This window comes from Pseudomaricurvus sp. ABR4_320 (assembly GCF_056159445.1).
In genome coordinates this window covers 190,845-217,719 of the sequence record NZ_JBSWVF010000004.1, presented here as the reverse complement: position 1 = coordinate 217,719, position 26,875 = coordinate 190,845, and the positions used below count along the sequence as shown (strand labels likewise).

The window sequence follows — 26,875 nt, the reverse complement described above, 5'->3', positions numbered from 1 at the left end:
TGAGCAAGAGATGTGCCACGAAAAATATGCTGCCTATCCCAGTTCGCTACAAACCACAGCACAATTTTAGTCGACCCTAAAAAAATCGAGAGGAAATTGTCGAGAAAATGACACAAGCGCCAAACAGGAAATTGCCAGCGCAAAAGATCTGTCAAAAAGAAAGGGCCGACGCAATCGCAGATACGACAGAGAAAGCTGCAGTCAACACGGGTTAACCGCAAGCCTTAAACCAGTAAGGATCGCGGCAACCCCCAATGGCAATCAGACAAACTGATCGACCAACCCTCTAGAGACCGTCATCTGAGGTTGAGTCTCATCAGTGGTTGCGCCTTCACCACTACCATCGGCCAAACCCTGAGCGCCCGACTGGGAACCGGACTCGCCGTCTCTCTGCTGCTGGAAAGATTGATCAGAAACATCCACGTCCACCAGATTTAAACCTTCTGCGTCAAACATTTCACGCAAGCGCGCTGCCGTCTGGTCTAGCGCATCCCGGACTTGAACATGGGGGCTTACGAAACTGACGCTGGCCTGATCATGGTTTATTGTCACCCGGACTTGAAGCATGCCCAATTCCGGCGGATCCAATTGAATCTCGGCACTGCTGAGATTTTGCGAGGCCATCATCATGACCTTTTCTGCGACCGCGTTATTCCACTGATTCTGTCCGAATGCCGTTTTCAGAGATTCCGCAAACGTTGACGGTTGTGCCGTGGTCACACCTGTAGCAGTCGCTCCGTTGCGGTTCTGGTTTGCCGCCGTCTGAGCGGCAACCGCCACAGAACTGTCAATACTGGCCTTGTCAGTAGAGACTACGGCTGCCTTACCCACATCGATTTGCGTGGCTGCCGGTGACGTACCTGCGCCACCAACCAGAGACTTCAATGTCTCAGCCAGGGACGTGGCAGCCCCCTGGCGACCGTCCGTCACCAGCGTGGCATCCGCCTCTGTCCCATCGGTTGAAGGCTGAGAAGCAATCGCCTCTTTTAACCCCTGCAACCCCTTAACCAAATCCGTGGTCGCTGCATTGGGGAGCGTGGTTGACGCACTTTGGGAATTTGCCGTCAATGTCTTCGAATCCGCCAGTAAATCAGCGGTTGCAGCAAGCGCACTCTCACCACTAGAGGCACTCGCAGCTGTCGCGGAAGCCGCATACTTCTGTTGCTCGGCCAATACCGCATCAGCCAGCGGCTTATTCACCAGCGACTGACGCTGATTCTGATCCATCAAGGCCAGGCGGTCCATCAGTGCCGCCAATTCATCAGCAATGGCGTCTGCATCTGTCTGTGACACCGCCAGTTGGCCTTGGCTATCCACCAAAGACTCCGACACCAAAGCGCCAATCATTTGGGAAAGTGACGCAGGCTCGCCGCCCTCCCCTTGTAAAGTAAACTGTTCCAACTGTTGAGCCAGTGCGTCGGGGATCGATCCGGTTTGCAGCTGATCAATCAATTGATTGATGGTTTCAACCAGATTTTCCAGCGTCATCTCACTGTCGACAGGTAGATCAATCGCTAAGGATTCGCCATCCATATTCAGCCATTGCACCAGCGGATTGAAATCCGCCGTGGAATCCAGATCCACTTGAACGGGCAGATTCATTTCCTTCAAGGGTGAAGGAATAGAAACCGAGCTCAATTCTGTAGTACCCCCCTGAGCCGCGCTATCTTCAGTTGCGTCCGTGGAGTGAGATGCCGTCGATTTTTCAGACGTCGAGGCAAGAGTTTGCCGGTCTTTCGTACCCTCCGGCTTTTCTTCCGTTGCACTGCTATCACTCTGAGATTGGTCCTTGGCGACGTGTTGAGTCTCATCGCCCTGTTTCGCCGATGACGACTCCGTCTTAGACGTATCAACATCATCATTTTTTTGAGGCGTCTTAGCAGCGATTTTCTCCGAAGCAGAAGATCCCTGCTCATTCTTACCAGACGGTTGATTCTGTTGAACTGAGGGGGAAGCGCTCTTTGATGAGTGATTAGAAGAATCCGATACGGAATTGTTTGTCGAACTTGCTTTTTGCGAGGCCATCACGGAACGAAAATCCAACAGCGTCGAACGACTCGCCTTTTGCATCAGTACATTTGAATCGATACCACCGTTACCTAACAGTTGTGAAAACGAAATACCAGAGAGATTGGTTTCCATTGTGCGCTTGGGCTCCGCTTGCATCGGCGGCAGGAAATTACCGCCTAATACCGAAATTACATTGATTTCTTCAAGTTGAGCAAAACCAGTGCCAGGGAACTGAGAGAAACAGGTTGAGGCGCCAGAACGTTCAGCGCCCCCTGAACAGGGTTGGTGACGGAGGAAGCACCGGGAAGCAGAGTCTGAAAAAGCCTTGCTCCCAAAGGTCTCTCATCACCCAGAAACAGTGACGAGATTACCAGCAGAAATTCACGAAGATGGAACGCCACCCGCGGGGCGACTGGATGAGGAGAAGTCAGAAGTGCCGGACAAGGTCCGGCGCAACGTTTATCGAAAAGACGTTTGCAGAATCGCTCTCGGTATGGCGTTGAGCGGTAAGATTTCCTTGGCGGCGCCCAACTTTGCCGCTGCTCCGGGCATGCCCCAAACAACGCTGGTTGCTTCGTCCTGAACAATCGTATGGCAACCGGCGTCGTGAGTCCGTTTCATCGCTTGTGCGCCATCGGCACCCATCCCCGTTAACATTACAACGGTAGCGTTTTTTCCAACGGTCTCTAACACAGAATCGAACAAAACTTCGACCGAGGGTTTATGACGGTTCACGGGGTCGCTGTCTTCAAGCTTACAGACAAAACCGTAGGCAGACTTGGCGACCTTCATATGATAATCACCGGGAGCGATATAGGCACAGCCTGCCCGAATCGGCATATTATTCTCAGCCTCTAACACCGATATCTCACTCTGCTTATCGACCCGCTCCGCAAATGAGCGGCTGAAACTACCCGGAATGTGCTGAGTCACGACAATGGGTGGCGAATTTTTCGGAAGTACTTTCAACACATCTTTAATGGCCTCCGTGCCACCGGTCGAGGCGCCGATGGCACAGAGAAAGCCCGCCTTAAGACGTTTGTTTTCACCAAATCCCTCGACTTTGGTTTCGACCGTTTTATTTTCAATAAAGTGAACATTGGCACCTGCCGCTGCTTTTACTTTATCAATAATCTCTCGACCATATTCCTCCAAACCCGCTGAACCGGTCTGCTTTGGCTTGGCGAGAAAATCCACTGCACCGATTTCCAGCGCTTCAAGGGTTGCCGGAGCACCTGCCTGTGTCAGTGTGGAAATCATAACGACAGGCATGGGACGCAAACGCATCAAGTTCGCCAAAAACGTAATACCGTTCATTTTAGGCATTTCGATATCTAACGTAAGCACATCGGGATTCAGCTTCTTGATCATTTCCCGAGCTTCATAGGGATCCTGGGCGGCACCGACAACCCAGATATCAGAATCGTTTGCCAAAATATCCGTTAATAAAGAGCGCACCAGGGCTGAGTCGTCGATGATAAGGACTTTTATTCGTTTGCTCATTAGAAAAGCTCCACACTTCCGGTGTCAGGCTTCTGCACCAAGGTTTTGCAGTACTGCTGCTCCCGCTGCTGTACGGTTTCATTGCTGGTGGATTTGAGACGGCGCATTTTGACCGACCCAGTATCGGAAAAATACAGGACTTTGCGTGGCCAAGTCCCGCCGATATCAGAGGCCACCACTTTCAGTTTTTCCTGCTTCATGTATTCAAGAACAAATTCAATATTGCGCGCGCCAATATCCGTCATGTTTTTCATGATCTGACCGCCGCCGAACAATTTCACTTCCAGGTTTTCTCGCTTGCCGCCGACCTTTAAAATGCCGTTGATCAAATATTCCATGGCCCAGTTGCCATAGCGTGCGGCAGAACTGGCCTCACTGGTATCCCAGCTGCTATGTTCGTTGGTTGCCGGCAGCATAAAGTGATTCATTCCACCTATGCCGATTTTTTTGTCACGAACACAGGCCGCGATACAAGAGCCCAATACCGTTACAACCATTTCTCCCTGATCACTAACATAAAACTCGCCCGGCAAGATCTTAGCAGCGGGAACGCCCATGGATTTGTCCCAGTAACGATTGACATGGGCGTACCCCGGCAGGGGCTTGGGTAAGGATGGTTTTGACATGAGTACTCCTCGGACTCAGCGTATTTTCTGATAGATGGTTCGCCCAAGAGATTGGAACCTGTCTGTCACTTTGTGGAGGCTTTCAGAATGCCCAATGATCAAATACCCGTTGGGAGCCAGAATATCCGCGTAGCGATCAAAGAGTCCCTTCTGAGTTTCCTTGTCAAAATAGATCACGACATTACGGCAAAAAATAAGATCGAAAGGCCCTTTCATTGGCCAGGGCTTTAACAAATTCAGAGACTTGAAAGAAATGATTTCCTGCAAGGTGGGCTTCACTCTGACTTCGTCCCCCTTCGGCGAACGCATAAACCAGCGGCGCTTTCGCTCTTCACTGATTGAGTCAATACGATCTGCGGAGTAAACACCCTGCTGACCATGGGCGACAACGTTCGTATCCAAATCTGTCGCCAATAATTTGATATCCCAACTTGCGACCGGCAACTTTTCGTTGATACAAATCGAAATGGAATAGGGCTCCTCCCCGGTCGAGCATCCCGCAGACCAAAAACGAATTTTTCGGGAACTCATATTTTTCTTAATCAGTTCAGGAAAAACCGTCTCTTCGAGAAATTCAAAATGATGATTTTCACGAAAAAAGCTGGTGAGATTGGTCGTGATCGCGTTGATGAAATCCGTCATTTCATAATTTCCATCCGTGGAAATTAGGGCCACATACTCATCAAAAGAATTTAAGTTGCACTGACGAATACGACGAGCCAAACGGCTGTATATCATATTCTTTTTTTGTTCAGACAAATTTATGCCGGTATGCTGGTAGGCAATCTTTCTGATTTGATTAAAATTCGCCTGGCTCATGGGAAATTCACGAGCCATGTGGGAATTATCACTAACTGCTGCCGTTGCCATGGTTTGAACCTATCGACCGTATTTCGGAAAACGTTGAGAAACCTTTGTCACCATCACGATGTAGATCGCCAAGCTTCGGACAGGGAATGTCGTCGACAACCGATATCCATATCGACATGTGTTCTACTTCGGCTGCACCCTCAATTCTTTTGATCGCAGAAATTGCGTCAGCCCTGGGGCTGAACGACACTGGCATCAAATTGGCGCGCCACGGGTCGTGGTTCGTTGTGACAGACCAATAATCAGATTGGTGAGAACAAAGTGGGTATTCTGAAAAGGGAAGCCCGTCAGATAACGGACTTCCCTCTCATCTCTACCGGATTAAAATTCTTCCCACTCGTCATCGCCACCGCCGCCAGACGTCGCCTTAGGTGCAGCGCGCGGTGCACTGCGGGGCGCTGAATGGCCACTGCTGGCGCTGGAGGAGCTGGAATCCATTCCGCCAACGGTAAAGAAGTCCATCAAGTTATTCATACTGCGAGCTTGTTCCGCCATGGCTTCCCCAGCTGCCGAGGCTTCTTCAACCAAAGCCGCGTTTTGCTGAGTCATATCATCCATCTGTGAAACCGCGGTATTTACCTGCTCAATACCACTCGTCTGTTCCTGAGCCGAATCGCTGATCTCTTTCATCATGTTGCTGACTTTATTGACCGCCGCAACAATTTCTTTCAGTGTCTCACCAGACTGGTTGACCAGATCTGTGCCATCGATGACCTTACCTTGGCTATCCCGAATCAACTCTTTGATTTCTTTCGCAGCACCGGCGGACCGCTGAGCCAGATTGCGTACTTCACCGGCGACCACCGCAAAGCCCCGTCCCTGTTCACCGGCGCGCGCCGCTTCGACCGCAGCGTTCAACGCCAGCAGGTTGGTCTGGAAGGCGATTTCATCGATAACACCGATAATATCGGCGATCTCTTTACTGGATTTATTGATCTCTTCCATCGCCGTTACCGCGCGACTGACGACCGCACCACCCTGTTCAGCTTTTTTCTGGGCTTCACTGGAAAGGGAATTGGCCTGCAGGGCATTTTCGGCACTGTGGCGAACCGTAGAGGTCATTTCTTCCATACTGGATGCCGTCTCTTCAAGCGACGAAGCCTGCTCTTCGGTACGCTGACTCAAGTCTGCGTTACCCTGCGCGATTTCATTCGCCGCCGAGGAAATAGCGCCGGCAGACGTGCGGATATTGGCAATGACGTCGGTGAGTTTTTCAGCGGTGGCGTTAGCGTCGTCTTTCAACTGACCGAAGCTGCCCTGGTACTCACGAGTAATGCGCTCGGTAAGATCCCCTTTCGCCAGGGCCCCAAGCACCCGCAGGACATCATTAAGCGCGACCTCTGTCGTACTGACCAGGTTGTTCAAGCCCTGACTCAGGTTGGCAAAGAACCCGTCTTTACCCTCCATGGAAATTTGTTTGGTAAAGTCACCGGTAGAGGCGGCATCGACAATACTATCAATCTCCGATTCGATGTTAACTTCCGCCGTCCGATCGACCCACTCAAGCAGCGTGCCGAGTCGATTTCCTTCCAGATCGAGCCATGGCGATGCGCTCAAAGAGAAGGATAACTTACCAACTTTAATTTGAGTTTTGTGAGTACTGGACAGCGCTTTCAACATGGATCGCTGATGTGCGGGATTCTGGTGAAACACATCGACGTTTTGTCCAATCAGACTGTCGACCGCAAAATTAGGCAAGACTTTGCGCAGTTCAGGCTCGTTACCCCGCAACATCTGCTTGACCGAGTCATTCAAATAGCTGATGTTGAGGTCATTATCCGCCATCATCACATTGGATTGACAGAGTTTAAGCGCGCTGGAAAGGTTGGCCAGACGCTTCGCCTCTACAGCTTGCTGTTTCTGAGCCGTAATATCCGTGGCAAATTTAACCACCTTTATCGGCTTGCCCTCTGGATCAAGAATAGGATTGTAGGATGCCTGGATCCAGATCTCGCGACCGCCTTTGGCCATCCGCATATACTCGCCAGAATCAAACTCACCACGGTTGAGTTTATCCCAGAACTGACGATACTCGGGGCTTCCCGCCAACCCTTCCGGGGCGAACATACTGTGGTGCTGGCCAATAATTTCATTGGCAGAGTAACCCATAGCATCGAGAAAATTTTGGTTGGCATCGATAATGGTGCCATCCATTTTAAATTCGATCACCGCCTGGGAGCGGCGAATGGCATCGACGTACGCCGTATTGTTATTCGCGCTCAGCTTTTGTTCGGTAATATCACTGGCAAATTTTACGACCTTGACCGGTCGGCCTTCCGGGTCGAAGATCGGGTTATACGACGCCTGAATCCAGATTTCTCGACCGCCTTTCGCGATACGCTTGTATTCTCCTGCATCGAATTCACCGCGATTGAGTTTCTCCCAGAATTGTCGATACTCGGCACTGCCCTTCAGTTCGGGAGGTGCAAACATGCTGTGGTGCTGGCCGACAATTTCGTTGGCGGAATAGCCGACCGCGTCAAGAAAATTCTGGTTGGCCTTTAATATCGTGCCGTCCATTTTAAATTCAATAACCGCCTGGGAGCGATCCATCGCCGAGACATAGGCGTCGTTTTGAGCCGCCATCAATTTCTGTTCGGTAATATCCGTCGCAAACTTAACGACTTTGTACACCTGACCACTGGCATCGCGTAATGGGTTGTAGGAACCGTTAATCCAGATTTCCCGGTTACCTTTACCGACACGGCGAAAATCTTTGACAAAGTGCTCGCCTCGCCCAAGTGCCGCCCAGAACTGACGATACTCGTCTCTGTTAGCTTCACCTTCAGGCATAAACATACTGTGGTGACGCCCGACAATCTCTGCTTTCGTATACCCCACGGTCTGCAGGAAATTATCGTTGGCATCGAGAATTTGCCCGGTGGGATCAAATTCAATGATGGCTTGCGTTCGGCTGACCGCATTCAGCTTCTCTGTTAGTTCGTGGCTGTTATTGGTGCCTTTTAAAAAGTTGAGCATTGTCGACTCCGAGGATTATTCTTGGCGCGGTGTTCAGCCTTGCGCGGCTTCCAGCGATAGTTTTTCCGTGATCTGACTTAAATTCGGCAGATCGTCCATACTCAGCAGACGGTTTATTTCCAGCAAGATAATCATTTTGCCGTTGACGTTGACCAGTCCCCGAATGAATTCTGTATTGACCGAATCGCCAAGATCCGGTGCGGTTCTAAGATCTTCTTCCGCCAGCGTGTGCACATCAGAAACAGCGTCGACGACGATGCCCATGACACGGCTGCTGCCATTAGCGATGACTTTCAAGACGATGACGACGGTTACAGAGCTGTACTCTATCGCCTCAAGCCCGAAGCACTGGCGCAGATCAACAATGGGAACGATGGTGCCGCGAAGATTGATTACGCCTTTGATGTTCGGCGGCGCATTGGGGATTGGCGTCGCCGACTCCCAACCGCGAATTTCCTGAACACAAAGAATATCGACTCCGTATTCCTCACCGGCCATGATGAAGGTGAGGAATTGATTGTCTGCATCCGGCTCTGCCGCACCCAGCTCTATGGGATCCTGGGTAGATTCCTGATTGCCCGCTGACATACTTCAATCTCTCCTAAGCGATTTGTTGCAGATCCCGATGAGACTTACCGAGACTGGCGACTCGGGTATGCAACTGATGATTTATTCCAGCCAACTTGACCAGGCCGGGAATGTCCAGAATCAGCGCGACTGTGCCATCACCGAGTATGGTCGCACCGGAAACCCCTTCCACCGGCTGATAGTTCTGTTCAAGGCTTTTAATAACCACCTGCTGTTGCGCCTGCAGATCGTCGACCACAACACCAACCTTTTCACCCTCATATTCAACGACCACCAACAGTGAATCATCGAGAGACGTTGACTGAGGACGAATATTAAACAGCTCGTGCAGACGAATAATCGGAACATATTCTTCGCGCAGCTGCAGAACATCACAGCCTCCCGCAACACGTCGTACCATGTCTTCTTTCGACTGCAGTGATTCGACGATAGAAACCAGTGGGAAGATATAGGTTTGTCCACCTACGTGAACCAGTTGTCCGTCGAGAATCGCCAACGTCAAAGGAAGACGGATCGTGATACGAGATCCCTTGCCTTTGTTAGATGTTATTTCGACCGTGCCGTTAAGTTCTTGAATATTTCTTCGAACAACATCCATTCCGACACCGCGACCGGAGACATCGCTCACTTCTTTTGCCGTAGAAAACCCAGGCTGGAAAATCAAATCATAAACTTGATCATCGGGCATCAACGCCGCATCACGGGCGTTAACCAAACCTTTTTCAATACCCTTCTGTAACAGTTTTTCACGATCCAGACCTTTGCCGTCATCCTTAATTTCGATAACGACATTGCCGCCCTGGTGATAGGCATTAAGCGTTACTGTACCCATCTCGGGCTTACCGGCGGCCACACGTTCTTCTGGAACTTCAATGCCGTGATCTAGTGCATTGCGCACCAAGTGCACCAGCGGATCGCCAATTTTTTCCATGACGGTCTTATCAAGTTCCGTCTGTTCTCCGAGCAGTTTCAGCTCAATTTGTTTGTTGAGTCGACGACTGAGGTCTCGCACCATGCGAGGAAAGCGGCTGAACGCGAAGCTGATTGGCAGCATGCGAATGCGCATCACGCTTTCCTGCAACTCACGCGTGTTGTGCTCTAACTGACTGAGGCCTTCCAGGAGTTTCGGCAGGTTTTCCATTTCGAATTCACTGCCTAGCTGACCGAGCATAGACTGGGTAATGACCAGCTCGCCCACCATATTGATCAGAGAATCGACTTTGTCGATACCTACCCGTATAGACGATGTATCCGCCGACGATATCTTCTTCGGCTTAGGCGCCTTCGGCATCGCGGGCTTGCTGGCATCCGCGGCACCGGCTTCTGCCGCCGGTGCGGGGGACGCGGGTGCTGATGCTGCTGGCGCAGATGTCGTAGCAGCGGGCGCTGGCGCTGCTGCAGCGGCGGGAGCTGCCGCGGGCGCCGCGACAGCAGGCTTATCTATTGTCAGTTCGGAGCTGTCTACAACCCATTCAAACGCCTCATCAATGGCGTCTTTTTCGGCGCTTGACTCTAATTGAAGATCCCATGCGAGATAACAATGCGTGGGTTCCAAAGCAGAAAATTCGGGTACCGCATCGACGTGACAGCTGGCGGTACACTCTCCAGACTCCGCCAATTCACGAAAAATTCTGAGAGGTTCGTTGCCCGTTAGAAGAATATCTTCTTCCGGCTTGAAGTAGATTTTCCACGCGGAAGAAGCAGTAACTTCAACCTCTTCTATTTCTATGATCGCTTCATCGCTCACCCATTCAAAGGCGGCATCGATACCCTCGCGATCGATATCGCCAGACAGCTCCAGAGTAAATCCTATGTAGCAGGACTCTGGATCCATCACTGTCATTTCCGGAATTTTATCCAGCTGCGAGCTTATCTTAACGTCAGCCTGCTCGCCAAGTTCCTGAAATATTCTGAGCGGTTCATTACCCGTACGAAAGGTATCCCGATTTGGGCAGAAGTTGATCTTCCACCCTTTTGCAGTCGCCACCGCCACCTCGGCGACGTCTTCTGGCGCAGCGGCAGTCGCTCCACCACCACTGTCGCTGCCTAGAATCGCTTCAAACGCCTGGCGGAGCTCTGTCGATTGTCCAGGATCCGGTTCTTCGCCGCCTTGCAGTGCGGTTAACAGATCCCGTAAACAATCTACGGACTGCAGGAACAGATCAATATGTTCCTGACAGGTACTGCGAGTGCCATCTCGAATTTCGTCAAGTAAGGTTTCAAGTACGTGGGTGAACTCTGCAACAATGGTAAAACCAAATGTGGCACTTCCACCTTTAATCGAGTGTGCGGCCCTAAAAATGGTATTAATGGTTTCACTGTCTACAGCGACGGGATCGAGCTCCATCAATGCAGACTCCATAGCATCTAGCCCTTCGAAACTCTCTTCGAAGAAGACCTGATGAAACTGCGAGAGATCAACCGACATACGTTTATAGCACCTTTTTAACCGTGGCCAGAAGCTGGTCTGGATTAAAGGGTTTTACGATCCACCCAGTCGCGCCTGCCGCTTTTCCCTGGCCTTTTTTGTCGGCACTGGATTCTGTGGTTAACATCAGAATCGGGGTAAATTTGTAGGCTGGTAGTGTTCTCAGCTCTTTGATCAGACTAATCCCGTCCATGTTGGGCATATTCACATCGGAGATGACCAAGTCAACTGGACCCTTTTTAGCCATATTTAGCGCTTCGACTCCGTCACAGGCTTCCATAACGTTATGGCCCGCTCCTTTTAAGGTAAAGGACACCATTTGACGCATGGAGGCAGAGTCATCAACCGCGAGGATCTTTGCCATAGTTTTTTCTCCAGTTGGCTCAGAACGAAATTAGTTGGTTTTCATTGCAAGATGGCTGTCGATTCCCAATTGGGTCGCAGACGTCATCAACGTTTCGGAAATGGCTTTCCAGCTCACCGAAGCGCCATGATTCTTTTTAAGAGTGTGTATAAAGGCATAGACCAATTGCAGTCCGGCCGTATCGACGCGCTCTACCGCCTCGCCGTTAAGGACCACGTCTTGTCCTTCAAGGATATGAGCTTCCAGATCGTGGTGAAATTTTTCTGCGGTGGCAATTGTCAGGTTGTCGGGCAGATCGATAATTGTCGTGGCACTCACAACTCGATTCCTTATTGGTGCTGTTTCTGCGTGACGATGCAGAAATTCAGCTCGGTTTTAATCTAGGGTCTTCGTTATTTAGTCTAGTCGCAGTTCCACAGTGTGCGAGAAATCCACGAGGGATTTTTAGTTTCTGATATCGATTCCCTAAAACGGGCGACGGGAGAGGTTGGCGAGGTCGTCTAATTCCTTTTGTAGCCGCTTTTCGGCGACTTCATCGTCTTCTCTGGACAAGCGTTCTATCAATTCTTCAAGCGCTTTGCGACGCCGATGCGCGGTCTGCCATTGGCTGAGGCTCTCCGCTTCTTTTGCTTCCAGCTCGCCGACTTGCTGACGCTGCACGTCACAGGCATCGCTCAGGCGATTCAAAAATTCACGATCGTTCACCAGTGAAAACGCGTTTTGCGGCTGACGATTGTCGTTGAGACGCCGTGAGTACTCGTTGGCGTAATTTTCCAACTGCCGCTGTTGCGAGACCCCTACCGCGACGGCCTGTCGTGCCTGGGCCAACAGGGTTGCTGCCGACTTTTCTGCCTGCTCAACCAACTGCAGAACGACCTGCATACGTTTGGCACGGCTCATCGGGAATCACCCGCGGCGGCGGCTTTCACCGGTTGAGGTCTCGCGACCCCTTGGGGCTGCGCCGGTGCGGACGTCAAGACTGCATCCAATTCCGTAAGGCTACTGGTGAAACCCACTTTTTCCGACAAACCCTGTTTGATATAGCTGCGCAGATGGGGTTGCCGATCAATCGCCCGGTCGACATCCGGCTGGGAGCCGGCTCGATAGGCACCAATACTGATGAGGTCGCGATTTTCCCGGTACAAGGCCAGAAGTTGTTTAAAGTTCTGCATCTGTTGCAGGTGTTGCTCAGAGACAATATTGGGCATTGCCCGACTGATTGATGACTCGACATCTATTGCCGGGTAAACACCTTCTCCCGCCAAGCGTCGGGAGAGTACAATATGGCCATCGAGAATCGCTCGCGCAGAATCGGCAATAGGATCCTGCAAATCGTCGCCTTCGGTTAACACCGTATAAAACGCCGTAATCGAACCACCACCCTCTGGCCCGTTACCCGCCCGTTCAACCAGCTGCGGCAGTTTGGCAAAAACCGAAGGTGGATAACCTTTGGTGGCAGGCGGCTCACCAATCGCCAGAGAGATTTCCCGCTGCGCCTGGGCATAGCGCGTAAGAGAATCCATCAGGAGTAATACACTGCGCCCCTGATCCCGGTAATATTCTGCGATGCGTGTACACAGTTGTGCGGCGCGCAGTCGCATTAAAGGCGCGTCGTCCGCAGGCGAGGCTATGACCACGGCTCGGCGCAGTCCCTCCTCCCCGAGAATGTGATCAATAAATTCTTTGACTTCTCGCCCCCGCTCGCCGATCAACCCCACGACGACGATATCCGCTTCGGAAAATTTGGTCATCATGCCAAGCAGCATACTTTTACCGACGCCACTGCCGGCAAATAAGCCGATACGCTGCCCTCGCCCCACGGTCAACAAGCCGTTGATCACACGAATGCCAACATCCATGGGCTCAGATATCGGATGACGCTGCAGAGGATTGATCAAATGAGGCGCCAGGTCGAGGAAGGCTTCTCCCGCCCATGGCTTTATACCGTCGAGAGGTTGGCCCAAACCATTGATCACACGGCCGAGTAAACCCTCGCCCACTTTAAAACCATTGTGTCCCCCCAACGGACGAACCGGCGCCCCAAGCTGCAAGCCATCAACTTGCTGAATGGGCATGAGGTACACTTTTTCATCCGCAAACCCCACCACCTCCGCCTCTACAACTCGGCCTCGGCCAGTGACCACTTCGCACTGAGTTCCAACGGACACATTGAGCCCAACCGCTTCAAGGGTCATTCCCACCAAACGCACCAGTCGTCCTTCCGCTTTGGGCTCGTGATATAATGGCCGCACAGGTCGTTGGGCCTGTAATGTCGCCAGTAGGCTCATGGAGCCTCCTCAGGGTTTTCCGGTGTCGATTGCGCAGGTGACGCCCCTGTTTTTTCGGAGTCGATCACCGGTGCGCTTTCGTCCTCACTTGGAGAAACGGGGAGATCGACAACAGACACTAAGGAATCGTCCGGCTCGTCCTCAGCCACAACCTCTTCCACCTCTTCGCCGACAACTGCAAGCTGACCGTCGAGATACTGTTGTGAAAGCTCAGCAAGGCGCTTCTCGATACTGTTATCCACCAGACTGTCAGGCGTTTTTACTCGACAGCCTCCTGGTTGCAAGTCAGGATCCCCTTGAAACAACCAGTCGAGACCTCGCTCTTGTGCATAGTTTTCTACCAGAGCTAAATCATCTGGGTTTAGAGAGACGGTAATATGGCCAGCGCCGATTGGTAAGGCTTGAACCGCAGATTGAACGGCGCCAAGAACTTGACTTGAATCCAGCAGCAACTCGCGCTCAATAACATTTTTTGACAACAGTAATACATAGTCCTGCAAAACCGTTGCAAGCTCAGCCTCCTGCCCAGCGATCGGTTGCGCTACCGCTTCGGCGATCATCAGCAGACGTTCAACGAGATCCTGTAGCTGCTGTTGCATTTCTTGCTCGGCAGCTGCCAGCCCTGCTGCATGGCCCTCCGCATGACCCGCCGCCACGCCTTCTTTGTGCCCTTCGGCGTGGCCCTCTTCGCGAGCAGCGGCCGCAATCTCTTCTAACTGTTCGGCGGTAAACCCCGGCAACAAGAGTTCCGCCGGGTCGACATCCTCAATCAGTTCGCTGTCGTCTTCCGAGTTTTCCAGACTGTCGCCTTCGCCGACAGACTCCGACTCTTGAGGGCCGGGATCACCCCGGGTGTTTGTACCCACGTCAGGAAAGCACCAGCGATCGACATCCTCCAGATCAGCGGCGGCAATACGACTGGGTATTTTCGAACTCATAACGTGTCCAACTCTGCCCGGAACTTAGGGCTACATCATCTGCTCGCCACCACCGCCCAGCATAATTTCGCCGGCGTCGGCCATGCGGCGGGCAATGGTGAGAATTTCTTTCTGCGCACCTTCGACTTCGGAAACTTTGACAGGCCCTTTGGTTTCCAAATCATCACGCAGCAATTCTGCTGCTCTCGACGACATATTCTTGAAGACCTTTTCCTGCAGAGCTTCGTCGGCGCCTTTGAGCGCAACAATCAAAATGTCGGAAGATATCTCGCGCAACAAGGTCTGAATACCGCGATCGTCGACTTCTTTGAGGTTGTCGAAGACAAACATAAGATCCTGAATCTGGTTGCCCATCTCTTCGTCGGCTTCTTTGATGGCATCCATAAGATCCGCTTCGATGGAACTGTCCAGATTGTTCATAATCTCTGCAGCACACTTTATGCCGCCAATTGACTTGGTCTGAGACGACGCATTGCCAGAGAATTGTTTTTCGAGAATATCGTTGAGTTCCTGCAGTGCGCTCGGCTGAATGGTATCCAGAGATGCGACCCGCATAAGAATATCCAATCGAACTTTGTCACTGAATTGCGCCAGAATTTCGGCGGATTGATCGGAATCCAGATAGGCGATGACAATGGCTTGAATCTGCGGGTGTTCGTTGCGAATAATGTCGGCGACCGAGCGTGCTTCCATCCACTTGAGCGTATCCAGCCCCGTGGTGTTGCCGCCCAGCAGTATACGATCGATCAAGCCATTGGCCTTGTCTTCACCGAGCGCCGAGACCAGCATATTACGAATGTAGTTATCAGATCCCATGCCGAGGCCGGTCAAGGTTCTAACTTCATCGAGGAAGTTCCCCAATACCGACTCAACCGTCGAACGTTCGACGTTGGCCAGTTGAGACATAGCGGTTCCCAGGCGCTGAACTTCTTTCGGTCCCATGTGCTTGAGGATTTCTGCGGCATCCCCCTCCCCCAGGGTCATAAGAAGAATAGCAGCCTGCTCCAGTTTTGGAATTTTGGGAGCCGGTGGGGCGTTGCCTCCCGCGTTTTCATCAGCCATCTTCGTTTACCCAACTCTTAATCACTTGCGCAACGCGTCCCGCGTCTTCGGCAATCAACCCACGAATCGCATTGAGTTGTTGCTCATAGCTTTCCTCTGGACTGGGCAGCGCCAAAGCTTCGCCACCGGTCAGCGTTACCGTCTCATCGGACAGTCCTTCGTAATTATCCAGGCCGGCAGATTCAAGCGCGGCCATTTCACGAGCTTTCTCGTCCTCACGCGCTTTGATGCCCGACACAGTTAAACTTTTCAGCACCGGCTTCAAGAGCCCCATGACCAGAGCGATGATGATCAGCAAACCGACCAATTGCTTGATAATGGTTTGAAACCAAGGGCGCTCCCACAGCGGCGGCTGGTAGAGTTCATCGCCATCACCACGGTCCTGGAAAGGACTGTTCAAGACATTGACGCTGTCGCCGCGGGCGGCGGAAAACCCGACCGCATCTCTTACCAGTATAGCCAGTCGTTCCAGTTCATTATCGGTCCAGGGGATGCGGCTCTGGGCTCCGGTTTCGGGATCCGTAAAAATACGGTCGTCAACCACCACAGCCACCGTGAGTCGACGCAGCTTACCCAACTGATGCTTGGTGTAGCTGATGGTGCGATCCAGCTCAAAATTACGTGTCGCCTGCTTACGACTGTTTCTCGGCCCGTTGGCATTGGCACCGCCCTCCCCATTGGCCACCTCGGGAGCATCGCCGTTGCCGGGCGGCTGATTCGTCAAAGCTCCGGGAATGCCTGCGTCGTTGGCAGGGCCTACGCGAGCTTCCTCCATTGTCTGCTCACTGCGAATGGCGGGAAGATCCGGATTATAGATTTCCTCCGCCTGCTCAATAGCGTCAAAATCCACATCGGCACTGACTTCCGCTTTAAAGCTGGAACTGCCGACCACCGGATTAAGAATATTGTTAATGCGCTGGATGATGTCGTCTTCGATTTTGCGGGTATAGGTTCTCTGTTTACCCGCGAGCATCATCTCGGGGTCTTCGTCATTGAGACTGAGAAGGTTCCCCTTCTGATCAACCACCGTGACATTTTCCTGAGTTAACTCGGGAATACTGGAGGCTACCAAATTGGCAATGGCTTTCACCTGCTCTTGCTTGATACCACGACCCGCGTAGAGCTCTACGAACACCGAGGCACTGGGCTGACGGGCCTCGCGGACGAACACCGATCGTTTGGGTAACGCCAAGTGAACTCGCGCCGCACGCACAGAGCGAATGCTGGTAATGGTGCGCGCCAGCTCGCCTTCAAGACTGCGGCGAAAACGCGCGTTTTCCATAAATTGACTGGTACCGAGCGGTTGCTCCTGGTCGAGCAATTCAAAACCGACGGATCTGTCACCCGGTAGTCCGGCTTCCGCCAGCTTGAGTCTTGCCCGGTGAATTTCTTCATCGGCAACCAACAACGCACCACTCTTTTCGTCGACCCGAAACTTGATGTCATTGGCTTCAAGGATGTCGACAATTTCTCCGGAATCCAATTGATCGAGGCTGGCATAAAGCGGGCGATAATCTTCACCCTGAGTCCAGAGCACAACGGCAAAGCCGATAGCAACGCTGGCCGCAAGGCCAATCATCAGCCCCGCCTGACGCAACAAATTGAGGTTGTTAAACCCCTCCATCAAGTCGTTGGCAAAACCCGTCGTGACGTGTTCTTCAACTTCTGTATCTGCACTGGCCATGATTTACCTACACGCGACCTGTTGACCACAATCCATCAGAGCTATACCGGCATGTTCATAACGTCGCGGTAGGCATCGATCAATTTGTTCCTTACCTGCAACATGGATTGAAAGGAAACGCTGGCTTTTTGAGAGGCCACCATGACATCGGTGATATCCACATTGGGGTCACCCAATTCATAAGCTTTCGCTGTTTCTGAAGATGTCTTTTGCACGTCGTTGACTTTGTTGACCGCGGATTCGAGCATCTGCCCAAACGATGGTACGGACTTTTCGTCACCAACTTTTACGCCTTTCTCGATGCCACCTTTTGCCACATCCTGGGCAGCCAGTGATCCTGGCGCCTGAAATGCCTGGGTCTGGGTTTTCAGCGCTCGCATTTCAACCAGTAAGCGATTGATATCCACCCGATCAGTCATAACTCTGCTTTCCCGTTACGGCTCTGTCGTTAACGTCTCGAAACGACAAATATTTGGCTTTTTCACCCTCTGACAAGGGATTTATCAGAGAATTTGCACAAACTGGGCCAGCTCAGAAAAATTCTTTTATTTTCAAACAGGAAGCGATAGATGCCATAAATTCTTCACTAAGAGTTCACAGAATGATCATCAGAAACTATTGACCCGGATCAATCCACGGGTAATATTCGAGACAGCAGTCTTGCAAAGCGGCTGCGAAACAGGGCTGATTTTGACGTACAACCTGGTAACTTTTAGGCCACTGGTCTTTGGGCAGTGAATATCGACACGGAGGAATTTCGGTATGAGCGGTGATGTGTTATCCGTCAATTTACCAGCGCAGGATAATATCGATGATGTTATCGGCGAACAGCTTTTGGAAAGAGCGTCTGGCAAGGCCAATATAGATGCTCGCAGAAGATTGGAAGAGAGGCTCGAGGAGTTGCGTCTGCAGAAGGATCTGAAAGAGTTCGACTTCGAATTTTAAATGCAAAATAACGCTGGACGTTCCAGCGTTATTTTCATTTGACGCTTGGCAAACATGCCTAGGCGTTTAAACGTCAGCACCCTGCTGGGGATTTTGTGTGTGATTCGCTTAGGCCGCAGACACATCCAACCCCAGCTCTTTGAGGCGTGCGATTTTATAACGCAGCGTTCGTGGGCTGATGCCCAATCGCTCGGCCGTATTTTTTTTGCTGCCTCGCTCTTGGCGCAAGGTACGGACGATAATTTCAAATTCCCGGTACTTTAAATCACCGCCGAGATCCGATCCCTCATCGCTCAAGGCAGCGGATAAATCACCGCTCAAAAGATCGTCTTCGCCACCGACGGGCACTGCCTGAAATTTTTCCACAGCACTGACTCCCGATGACGATGTTGGCTGCAACGATGAGCCATGCGCTCCAATCATCTCACCCGTTGATGTCGACATTCCCGCTTGCGTCAAACTCGGTTTGGCACTGAATCTCTGCTCGGCCTGCAGCCCCAAATCCTGCGCTTGAACTTTTTGCCCGGGCTGCAAGATCAACGCTCGCTGCATAACATTGTCCAACTCCCTGACATTGCCAGGCCATGGATAGGCAACCAAAGCCGCTTCAGCCGTCTCACTCAAAGCAATGCCCTTGCGATGCTGCTTGCGGGCGTGACGGGAAAGCAGCTGTCTTGCCAGCGGCAGAATATCCGCCGGACGATCACGCAACGGACTCCAATGCAAAGGCAGAACACTCAGACGGAAATACAAGTCCTCTCTGAACTTACCGGCTTCAACGTATTCGCGCATGTCCCGGTTCGATGTAGCAATAATTCTGACGTCGAGCCGAATGGTGCGTCGCCCCCCCAGTCTTTCCACCTCACGTTCCTGTAAGACCCGCAACAGTTTCGCCTGCAGTCCGATATCCATCTCAGAGATTTCGTCCAATAACAGAGTGCCGCCGTTTGCCTGCTCAAACTTTCCCGGAGAAGAACTGACCGCTCCGGTAAAAGCGCCTTTCTCATGACCGAACAACATCGCTTCGAGCATGTTTTCCGGAATAGCCGCGCAGTTGATTGCGATAAATGGTTGATCCGCTCGCTGAGAATGACGGTGCAGATAGCGGGCGAGAACCTCTTTTCCCGTTCCCGACTCACCTATGATGAGAGCAGTAGTATCCGTTGCGGCGACACGTCTCGCCAAAGCCAGCAGATCCTGACTGCGAGGATCTTCGGCGATCAGTTGATCATCTTTCGGAAGCACCGCAGCACCTAAATATCGCCCAACGGTTTCCAGCAAGACTTGAGGTTCAAAAGGTTTCACCAAGTAGTCTGCCGCGCCCTCTCGCATGGCTTCAACCGAGCGGGAAATGCTTCCGTATGCGGTGTTCAGGATAACTGGAATCTGCGGATGATGCTGCTTGATATGGCCTAGCAACTCGTGCCCGTCCATACCGCCCATATTAACGTCTGAAACTATGCAGTCGACATTGACGGACTGCAAACTTGTCAGCGCTGCCTCTCCACTGTCGACAGCAATGACCTCAAAGCCAGCCAGCTGTAACGTATCGGTCAAAGCCTCCCGAAGATCGGCATCGTCCTCCGCGATTAATATGCGACCGGTTTGAGGTTTCTCAGCGAGACTCCCGTTCATAACATACACCCACTCACGTTTAGTTCATGCCCGTGTGATTGCGAGCTCCGGCTATCGATTAACGGCAAACAAATGGTTGCTTCAACGCCGTGACCAAGCTTAGAAGAAAGTTCAAATTTACCCCCGTGGCGTTTGCTGATCGTCTCGACGACCGCTAGCCCAATACCAGTACCTTGGGATTTGGTAGTAACAAATAATTCTTTAACCCGCGACATCAATTGCGCATCCATACCAGGACCGTCATCTTTGACGCAGATCGTCAAATAACCATCGTCGGTTAACGAGAAATTTATGTCTAACTGCAGGCCATTACCGGCAGCCTGAATTGCGTTGTGCACCAGGTTACTGATTGCCCCAATGAGGCTTTCTTTATGGCAGCGCAGGCGCCGGTCTGGACAGTCGATGTACCAACGACAGCGAGCATCATGGCTGCTCAACAATATTTCGACTTCCTCCAGTAAACAGCTCCGCAATTCAGCAACCGTGACTGTCTCGGTCATCGGCAAATCACCTTTGACAAAAACCAGCATATCCTGAACTTGCCGCTCCATAAATTTCAGACGCTTCAGCAACTTTTGGGAAAACTGTTTCTGCTGATCCCTGTCGATGTCTTCGCCACACAAATGTCCGGCGTACAGCATTGCCGTAGACAGAGGCGTTCGTATTTGATGAGCAAGTGCCGACACCATTTTCCCCAAAGCAGACAGCCTCTCGTGACGACTCAATTCACTTTGTAAACGACGGGTTTCGGTTTGGTCGGTCAGCAGTATAATCTGCCCCTCCCCGGCCAATGAACTGGTCGCCACGCTAAAGCGACGTCCATCTTTTGTAGAAATCTCATGACCGTCATCATCTTTGGGACGGAAATTACGACCAATAACACTGCGCCAGCTGGCCCCCTTGAGCGGCTCACCAAGCATACTTAAGGCGACGGGGTTTGCTTCAACCACCAACCCACGACGGTCGATAATAACGACACCGGCTGGCAGCACTGACAGAAGGGTTTGCATTCTTTCCGAGAGTCGGTCCTTCTCTGCCTGTTCCTGTTCTCGCCGAGCAAGTGCCGAATCCAACTCTTCAGTGAGATCAGCCACCCGATGCTCAAGATCTTGATAGGATTTATTTAACTGACCAGACAACGCCTGAAAGGACTCAAACGTATCGAGTAAATTATCATCATCAACGCGAGACGCCTGCCCGCTACGATCCGGTGATTGGACAGTCGTCGATTGACGCTCAGTCATGCAACACTCCTGGTTTTTCCTCGAAAACGTCAAACATCCAACGTTTTCCCTTCTTAAACAGGTAGATTGCAAGGCCGGTGCCAGTTTGAAAATTCGTAGAACAAAGAGCAGATAAATCGCGACGGCAGCCTACTATTTTTCTGCAGTAGGATTCGTCCACGCGTTCCTTACAGATGGCTTATCGAAAGAGTTGCAACGGGAGAGAGGAAGAAAGGAAGAAAAAAAGAACCAAAACCGACAGGAATGAAGCCCGGACTTTACCCGCGTAAAATCCGGATCCTTAAAGAAGAATACACTCAGAAATCAGGTGCGATGCAGCTCGTACTTGCGCATTTTCTCGACCAAAGTTGTCCGACGAATTGAGAGTCGGTCGGCCGCTCGAGCGACCACACCACCACTATCGTCCAACGCCTGCTGAATCAGGTTTTTTTCCAAGGTCGTCAAATATTCTTTCAGATCTATGCCCTGATCAGGCAACAGTGTGGTGTCGTTCATGCTGATCACTGTCGCCTGCGAAGATGGCATTTCCATCTCGAATGAAAACTCTTCCTCTTCACTTTCGAGATGCTGGTATTTCTTGGGTAAATCACTCACGCCAATAACGCCCGAGGGATGCATAATGGCCATGCGCTCTACCAGATTAGCCAGCTCGCGGATGTTCCCCGACCACTCGTGCCGGTACAGAGACATGATGGCTGCCGAGTTAAACCGTATAGCGCCCTTGTTTTCGCTTTCGATACGCGACACCAGCTCACTGAGCAGCAACGGCAAATCTTCCGATCTCTCTCTGAGGGACGGCATTTCAATTGGAAAGACATTCAGACGATAAAATAAATCTTCGCGGAAATTGCCCTCTTCGATCATTTCTTCAAGATTGCGATGGGTCGCAGCAATGATTCTTACATTGACTTCCTGGGTGCGATTAGAACCTACCCGCTCGAAGGTGCGCTCCTGCAGTACCCGCAGAATTTTCACCTGCATGTTGAGCGGCATATCACCAATTTCATCCAGGAACAAAGTGCCACCCTCTGCCATCTCGAAACGTCCGGCACGGGTACTGATGGCCCCGGTAAAAGCGCCCTTCTCGTGCCCAAACAATTCGCTCTCTAAGAGCTCGGCAGGAATAGCGCCACAGTTGACCGGCACAAAGGGCTTATCCCGCCGATCCGAATGGTAGTGAAGGTTTCTCGCCACGACTTCCTTACCGGTTCCCGACTCTCCGGTGATCAATACGGTCACGTCTTTGTCGGCAACCTGAGCCATCATTTCACGGACTTGCGTGATCTGACGGCTGGTACCCACCAGGCTGCGGAACAGGTGTACGGGACGACCGCTCAGTCGCTGACTGGAGTCTCTCGCCTCACGATAACGTTGTGCCCGGTAAAGGGTATCCAAGAGTTGGTTATAGGTTGGTGGCATGGTCAAATTGTCCACCAACATATGCCTCAAATCAGCGGGCAGACTCAACGATTCCGTTAATTCGGTTTCTCCAACCGTGACAACAGCAACATCTGGATTCCAATCTTTGATGTCTGAGACACAGCTTTCAATCGCAACTCCGGTGCGACCAACCGCAATTGTCGCTCCCAACAGTACACAGATCACCGGGGAATCTGACTGATGGAAACCATCGACTTTCGCCCGCCAATCGCCCAGGTCTGCAGTTTCTGCAGCCACCCCCAAAAAGTCCAATACCAGCTTCAGGTCACGCAAACGCTGCACATTGTCGTCAATAACCAAAACCTTTAATTCGCGCCACATAATTCGGTTGACCCTTAAGAAACCCTTTTTAATCCTTAGTTGCTACGACAGACCGCCGATAAAAAAGCGTCTCTTAGCTACGTCAGTTTTTGTCTCAGATACTGGCTTGTTGATCCGTTTTGCGTCGAGGCAATACAGCCAGTGTCACGACTTTCGTCCTGAAAGTAATAGTCAACAAGGGTGAACCGGTCAAATTTCTGACGACGCCAGACGTGGCGTGATGGATGACATAAAAAGGAAGAATTTCCGTCGCGCAACAACAAAAATCCTAGAATGGATCGCAAAGAAGTGACGAAGTCTCTAGCCGTCGAACTTCTGCGCAAAGAACTGCAATTTACGAGATCTGGCCAATTCCGGACCAAATATGTTAAGAATCGTTTTACCCCGATCAGCCTAGCAACATTGCCGCACAGCGGAAAATTCTTACCGCCTGGGCGACAGACAACAGAATTTAGTCACCGCCCGTTACACTGACCTTCCAAAGGGTAGAAGCAAATTATCCAGGCAGTTTGGACAGGCTAAGATCACAGTCATCCACAACTTTCTTGTACAGTTGCACCAGACCACGAAGCTCTTTCAGCAGGAGATGCATATCCCGTCGTGGGTCCTGCGTGGCAGCTTCCAATACGGCTGACAGGCGATGGTCTACGTCGCGCACCGATTGCCAATCACGCTCTGCATGAGCATGAGTAATCTGCTTACGCAAGCGACAAATTTCGAGATGAGAGGACGGCACATAGCGTGAAGATGTCATTTCCTGAACCCTGCTTGTTATAAACTGTGTCAGGAAATCTAACGGCTGTCTGGCGGAATTCTTTAGAGGTAGTCTACCTAAACGTAACTCAGGCACGGCGCAGAAACGCACTCACACGTTTTTACGCCCAGCTGATCCCACTTGCTTACCGGCACTGCACCTCAAGAAACGACGATACGACCACCTTCGCCTCTGTGCGTCAATGGCGGAGCACGATTGGAGTTAACAGGTACAGTCCATTGAATGGACAACAGAATGCCATCAGCCTGTTAACAGCCTTAACCGCAAAGAAACACCCAATTCTAAATTTCAGCGAACGCTTTTCTGAGCGAAGTTCAGTTAGGTATCTGGTCCCAACCGGATTTTAATTCGCCCAGCATTTCAGCGGTTTCCGCAAGAATAACCTCGCCGGTATCTGACTCGGCTTCTGCCAGACGAGAAACCAAATAGGCATAGAGGCGATCCAGGCGCATGGCCATTTCACCGCCGCGCTCAAAGTCCAAGCTTTCGCGCAGTCCGTTGATAATACCAATGGCTTTTTCCATCAGACGCCCTGCTTCCACTTCTTTACCGCAACGCAGATGCAATGCTGCATCATCGAGTCGCTCCAACGCCCCTTCCAATAATAATTGGATCACTTCGTGAGGGGTCAACTGCTCGTTTTGAGCTTCCATTTTATATGCTGCGCGAGTTGCCGATATCGTCATAGTCAATTCCTCAAGCTTAAAACTCGAATTGGGTGGCAAAAATTTGTCACTGTTCACACTTTGAGCACAGAATGTGCCATGTCATGAATCCTTCATTGATACCTCGACAGCTGGTCTATACTTTCCAGAACCCCTAATCTCTTCTGGTTTGGTACTCTTCAAGGACATGGCGTCAGGAATAAAAGACAGATGCGGCAAATAGACGCAATAAGAATCTACCAACGCAAGCGCTGCCTCGTTATCGATGACATGAGCGAGGTGCGCGGCAGTATGAAGCGTATGCTGAAGACATTCGGCATGGCGGAGATTGATACAGCCGCAACCAGTAAGCAGGCGAAAGAGCTGTGTAAGCTCAGACACTATGATTTTGTTTTTTGTGATTACAATCTGGGCGATGGCCAGGACGGCCAGCAAATGCTGGAAGAGCTGCGCTACTCGGGATTATTAAAGAACGTCAGCATGTTCCTGATGATTACCGCAGAGACATCGCGGGAAATGGTTATCGCGACTCTGGAGTATCTTCCCGACGACTATCTCAGCAAACCGATTACGCCCAGACTGCTGCAGGCAAGACTGAGCCGTATTGCTATTCGTCACGAAGACTTGCTGCCGATCAAAACCGCTATCGACGATCACGACTACGCCAAGGCGATTGAACTCTGTAAAGACAAGCTGGAAAACGGCGGCAAGTACACCGGGAGCTACAACCGCATTCAGGCCGAACTGCTGTTTCGTATGGAACGCTTTGAAGAGGCGCAAGTCATCTACGAAGAGGCGCTGCAGGATAAAACCCGCATCTGGGCTCAGCTTGGGCTGGGCAAAACATTTCTGGCACAAAAACGCTTCGCCGATGCCGAAATTGCGTTCCGAGCGGTTCTTGCCAAAGACAATCGATTCGTCGAAGCCCATGACCTGCTGGCTGATCTCTACGGGGAAACCGGCGATCAGGAAGCCATGGTGAAATCAGTCAAAGATGCCGCGGCAGTATCCCCCAAATCGGTGCTGCGACAACGCCGTCTGGCAACCGTCGCAAAAGTGACGAATGAACAGGACGTGAGCATGGAAGGTCGCCGTGCGGCGTTAAAATATGGCGAGCACTCTTGCTACTACTCCCCCCAGGATTACTTTGACATTGTTTCTGAACTGTTGGAACAGGCGGACTCAGACAATGTTGAGGAGCGTGTAAGAATCGCCAAAGAAGCGAACATGTACATCAATCGTGCAGAGCGTAAACACGCGGACGACCCATCGATAAAAATCCAAGTGGCATCGGCCCGCTCGCGTCTCGCGAGCTTCCAGAAGAAAACGGAAGAAGCGGCACGCCATCTAGAAGAAGCCAAGAGCCTTGCCGACGAGGGTGTCGAAGACGCCTACGCGCAACTCGAGCTGGCCATGGCGATGTCAGATGCCGGCGATAAAGAGGGGGCGGAAAAAATTCTTCGTCAGATTGCTGCCGAACACCCCAACCATGAAGATCTGGTTAACCGTGTTGATGCGGCCTCGGAAGAACCGCTCAGCGCCAAAGGTCGTCGAATTGCCGTCGATTTGACCCGCCGGGGCATCGAGCTCTACGAGAAGAAAGAATACGATGCCGCCCTTGAGGTCTTCCTTAAAGCGATCGGAATGTTTCCCAATCATGTTGGCTTGAGGCTCAACATTATTCAGTCAGCCATATCAAAGACCAAGGCCGATGGGCCCAGCCCTGAGCTGATGGTCATTTGCAAAGACAGTCTGCAAGCGATTGAGAACATCGATGGTCGCCATAAGCAGTACAAGCGGTTTCAATTGCTCTACGGTGAATTTGACCGTCTCTACGGCGAAGATTTGGTCAGCTAGGCTCCGCCAGCCTACTTTTACCATAAAAAATCGTTATCATAAAAAAAGGGGCTCAAAGCCCCTTTAGTGCTACAGCGGTTAGCGCATTTACTGCTTCAACTGCTCGCCCATTTCGCGCCACCCGGTGGCCACCTCGTTAATGAGACGAGCACATTCGTCGAGCTTTTCCTCATCGGATTTGGCATGAGCCTGCACCAGAATTCTCTGTACATAGTCATACAGTGCGTCGAGGTTTTCAGCCAGCTCACCACCCGCTTCAATATTGAGACTGGATTTCAACCCCAATAGGATGCGACTGGCTTCATTGATTTTACGGCCACGCATCTCGATATTCTTTTGATGAATGGCGCCCTTAGCTTGAGCCACGCGCTCAAGAAAACCATCGAATAACATCTGCGTAAGACGATACCCATCAGCCTCACAAAGGCCAGCATCCAGCTTGACCGATCCGTAACTTTTTAATGCGGACTGCGCGTTCATCTAATCCTCGACTATAAAACGTTGCCAGTTATATAGCTTATCGACCCAAGCCAAAAAGACTTTAATGAATTTCGCAGAATTATGCGGACTTAAGCGCCACAGTAAAAGTGTCAATGACACTTTATTTTGGTATAGATTCTGCACTTTACTGTGCGAGTTGCATCTATCGACAG

At 51.4% G+C, this 26,875-nt stretch carries 23 protein-coding genes; 2 read left to right on the top strand and 21 right to left on the bottom strand.

The features are described 5' to 3' along the window. Positions 1-261: 261 nt before the first annotated feature. The 15 genes from ACXAFR_RS10000 to fliE all read right to left on the bottom strand — a co-directional run bounded on the left by ACXAFR_RS10000 (position 262) and on the right by fliE (position 17,759). Positions 262-2,142, bottom strand: coding sequence for a flagellar hook-length control protein FliK (locus ACXAFR_RS10000; protein WP_475176241.1), 1,881 nt, complete (start codon positions 2,140-2,142; stop codon positions 262-264). A gap of 327 nt (positions 2,143-2,469) precedes the next feature. Beyond that, a complete protein-coding gene (locus ACXAFR_RS09995; protein ID WP_475176239.1) occupies positions 2,470-3,513 on the bottom strand; it encodes a protein-glutamate methylesterase/protein-glutamine glutaminase in 1,044 nt (347 codons plus the stop codon). After that, positions 3,513-4,139 (bottom strand): chemoreceptor glutamine deamidase CheD, encoded by a 627-nt coding sequence (gene cheD / locus ACXAFR_RS09990; protein WP_475176237.1) that lies wholly within the window; start codon positions 4,137-4,139, stop codon positions 3,513-3,515. Before cheD ends, ACXAFR_RS09995 begins: the two co-directional genes overlap by 1 nt. A gap of 15 nt (positions 4,140-4,154) precedes the next feature. Beyond that, positions 4,155-5,009 (bottom strand): CheR family methyltransferase, encoded by an 855-nt coding sequence (locus ACXAFR_RS09985; protein WP_475176234.1) that lies wholly within the window; start codon positions 5,007-5,009, stop codon positions 4,155-4,157. 321 nt (positions 5,010-5,330) lie between these two features. Then, entirely contained in the window at positions 5,331-7,988 is a 2,658-nt protein-coding gene (locus tag ACXAFR_RS09980) for a methyl-accepting chemotaxis protein (RefSeq protein ID WP_475176232.1), read from the bottom strand. A 33-nt stretch (positions 7,989-8,021) separates the two neighbouring features. Further along, on the bottom strand, positions 8,022-8,576 hold the full coding sequence (locus ACXAFR_RS09975; protein ID WP_475176230.1) for a chemotaxis protein CheW: 555 nt from the start codon (positions 8,574-8,576) through the stop codon (positions 8,022-8,024). 13 nt (positions 8,577-8,589) lie between these two features. Beyond that, positions 8,590-11,004 carry a chemotaxis protein CheA gene (locus ACXAFR_RS09970; RefSeq protein WP_475176227.1) on the bottom strand — a complete coding sequence of 805 codons (2,415 nt, stop codon included), beginning with the start codon at positions 11,002-11,004 and terminating at the stop codon, positions 8,590-8,592. 4 nt (positions 11,005-11,008) lie between these two features. Next, a complete protein-coding gene (locus ACXAFR_RS09965) occupies positions 11,009-11,368 on the bottom strand; it encodes a response regulator (protein WP_475176225.1) in 360 nt (119 codons plus the stop codon). 30 nt (positions 11,369-11,398) lie between these two features. After that, positions 11,399-11,686: an STAS domain-containing protein gene (locus tag ACXAFR_RS09960; protein ID WP_475176221.1), complete on the bottom strand. Its 288-nt coding sequence runs from the start codon at positions 11,684-11,686 to the stop codon at positions 11,399-11,401. Between the two features lie 147 nt (positions 11,687-11,833). Next, positions 11,834-12,268 carry a flagellar export protein FliJ gene (gene fliJ / locus ACXAFR_RS09955; protein WP_475176219.1) on the bottom strand — a complete coding sequence of 145 codons (435 nt, stop codon included), beginning with the start codon at positions 12,266-12,268 and terminating at the stop codon, positions 11,834-11,836. Next, positions 12,265-13,656, bottom strand: a complete 1,392-nt coding sequence (fliI, locus tag ACXAFR_RS09950; protein WP_475176216.1) for a flagellar protein export ATPase FliI — start codon at positions 13,654-13,656, stop codon at positions 12,265-12,267. Before fliI ends, fliJ begins: the two co-directional genes overlap by 4 nt. After that, on the bottom strand, positions 13,653-14,594 hold the full coding sequence (locus ACXAFR_RS09945; protein ID WP_475176215.1) for a FliH/SctL family protein: 942 nt from the start codon (positions 14,592-14,594) through the stop codon (positions 13,653-13,655). The genes fliI and ACXAFR_RS09945 overlap by 4 nt, the downstream gene beginning before the upstream one ends. Before the next feature lie 30 nt (positions 14,595-14,624). After that, on the bottom strand, positions 14,625-15,656 hold the full coding sequence (gene fliG / locus ACXAFR_RS09940; RefSeq protein ID WP_475176214.1) for a flagellar motor switch protein FliG: 1,032 nt from the start codon (positions 15,654-15,656) through the stop codon (positions 14,625-14,627). Further along, complete coding sequence (gene fliF / locus ACXAFR_RS09935; protein WP_475176211.1) at positions 15,649-17,340, bottom strand: flagellar basal-body MS-ring/collar protein FliF; 1,692 nt, start codon at positions 17,338-17,340, stop codon at positions 15,649-15,651. Before fliF ends, fliG begins: the two co-directional genes overlap by 8 nt. A gap of 41 nt (positions 17,341-17,381) precedes the next feature. Then, positions 17,382-17,759 carry a flagellar hook-basal body complex protein FliE gene (gene fliE, locus ACXAFR_RS09930; protein ID WP_475176210.1) on the bottom strand — a complete coding sequence of 126 codons (378 nt, stop codon included), beginning with the start codon at positions 17,757-17,759 and terminating at the stop codon, positions 17,382-17,384. A 343-nt stretch (positions 17,760-18,102) separates the two neighbouring features. Here fliE and ACXAFR_RS09925 point away from each other — a divergent pair, with 343 nt between their 5' ends. Next, positions 18,103-18,285 carry a PA3496 family putative envelope integrity protein gene (locus ACXAFR_RS09925; protein ID WP_475176209.1) on the top strand — a complete coding sequence of 61 codons (183 nt, stop codon included), beginning with the start codon at positions 18,103-18,105 and terminating at the stop codon, positions 18,283-18,285. Positions 18,286-18,393: 108 nt separating this feature from the next. Here ACXAFR_RS09925 and ACXAFR_RS09920 read toward each other — a convergent pair whose 3' ends face one another. The 5 genes from ACXAFR_RS09920 to ACXAFR_RS09900 all read right to left on the bottom strand — a co-directional run bounded on the left by ACXAFR_RS09920 (position 18,394) and on the right by ACXAFR_RS09900 (position 24,386). After that, a complete protein-coding gene (locus ACXAFR_RS09920) occupies positions 18,394-19,920 on the bottom strand; it encodes a sigma-54-dependent transcriptional regulator (protein WP_475176206.1) in 1,527 nt (508 codons plus the stop codon). After that, entirely contained in the window at positions 19,917-21,164 is a 1,248-nt protein-coding gene (locus tag ACXAFR_RS09915; protein WP_475176203.1) for a sensor histidine kinase, read from the bottom strand. The genes ACXAFR_RS09920 and ACXAFR_RS09915 overlap by 4 nt, the downstream gene beginning before the upstream one ends. 303 nt (positions 21,165-21,467) lie before the next feature. Continuing rightward, positions 21,468-22,925, bottom strand: coding sequence for a sigma-54 dependent transcriptional regulator (locus tag ACXAFR_RS09910; protein ID WP_475176201.1), 1,458 nt, complete (start codon positions 22,923-22,925; stop codon positions 21,468-21,470). A 496-nt stretch (positions 22,926-23,421) separates the two neighbouring features. Then, on the bottom strand, positions 23,422-23,679 hold the full coding sequence (locus ACXAFR_RS09905; protein WP_475176200.1) for a hypothetical protein: 258 nt from the start codon (positions 23,677-23,679) through the stop codon (positions 23,422-23,424). 335 nt (positions 23,680-24,014) lie between these two features. Then, positions 24,015-24,386: a flagellar export chaperone FliS gene (locus tag ACXAFR_RS09900; protein WP_475176197.1), complete on the bottom strand. Its 372-nt coding sequence runs from the start codon at positions 24,384-24,386 to the stop codon at positions 24,015-24,017. A gap of 189 nt (positions 24,387-24,575) precedes the next feature. Here ACXAFR_RS09900 and ACXAFR_RS09895 point away from each other — a divergent pair, with 189 nt between their 5' ends. Further along, entirely contained in the window at positions 24,576-26,222 is a 1,647-nt protein-coding gene (locus ACXAFR_RS09895; protein WP_475176196.1) for a tetratricopeptide repeat protein, read from the top strand. Positions 26,223-26,309: 87 nt separating this feature from the next. Here the strand turns inward: ACXAFR_RS09895 and fliS are convergent, their stop codons facing one another. Further along, positions 26,310-26,702: a flagellar export chaperone FliS gene (gene fliS, locus ACXAFR_RS09890; RefSeq protein ID WP_475176193.1), complete on the bottom strand. Its 393-nt coding sequence runs from the start codon at positions 26,700-26,702 to the stop codon at positions 26,310-26,312. Positions 26,703-26,875: the final 173 nt, after the last annotated feature.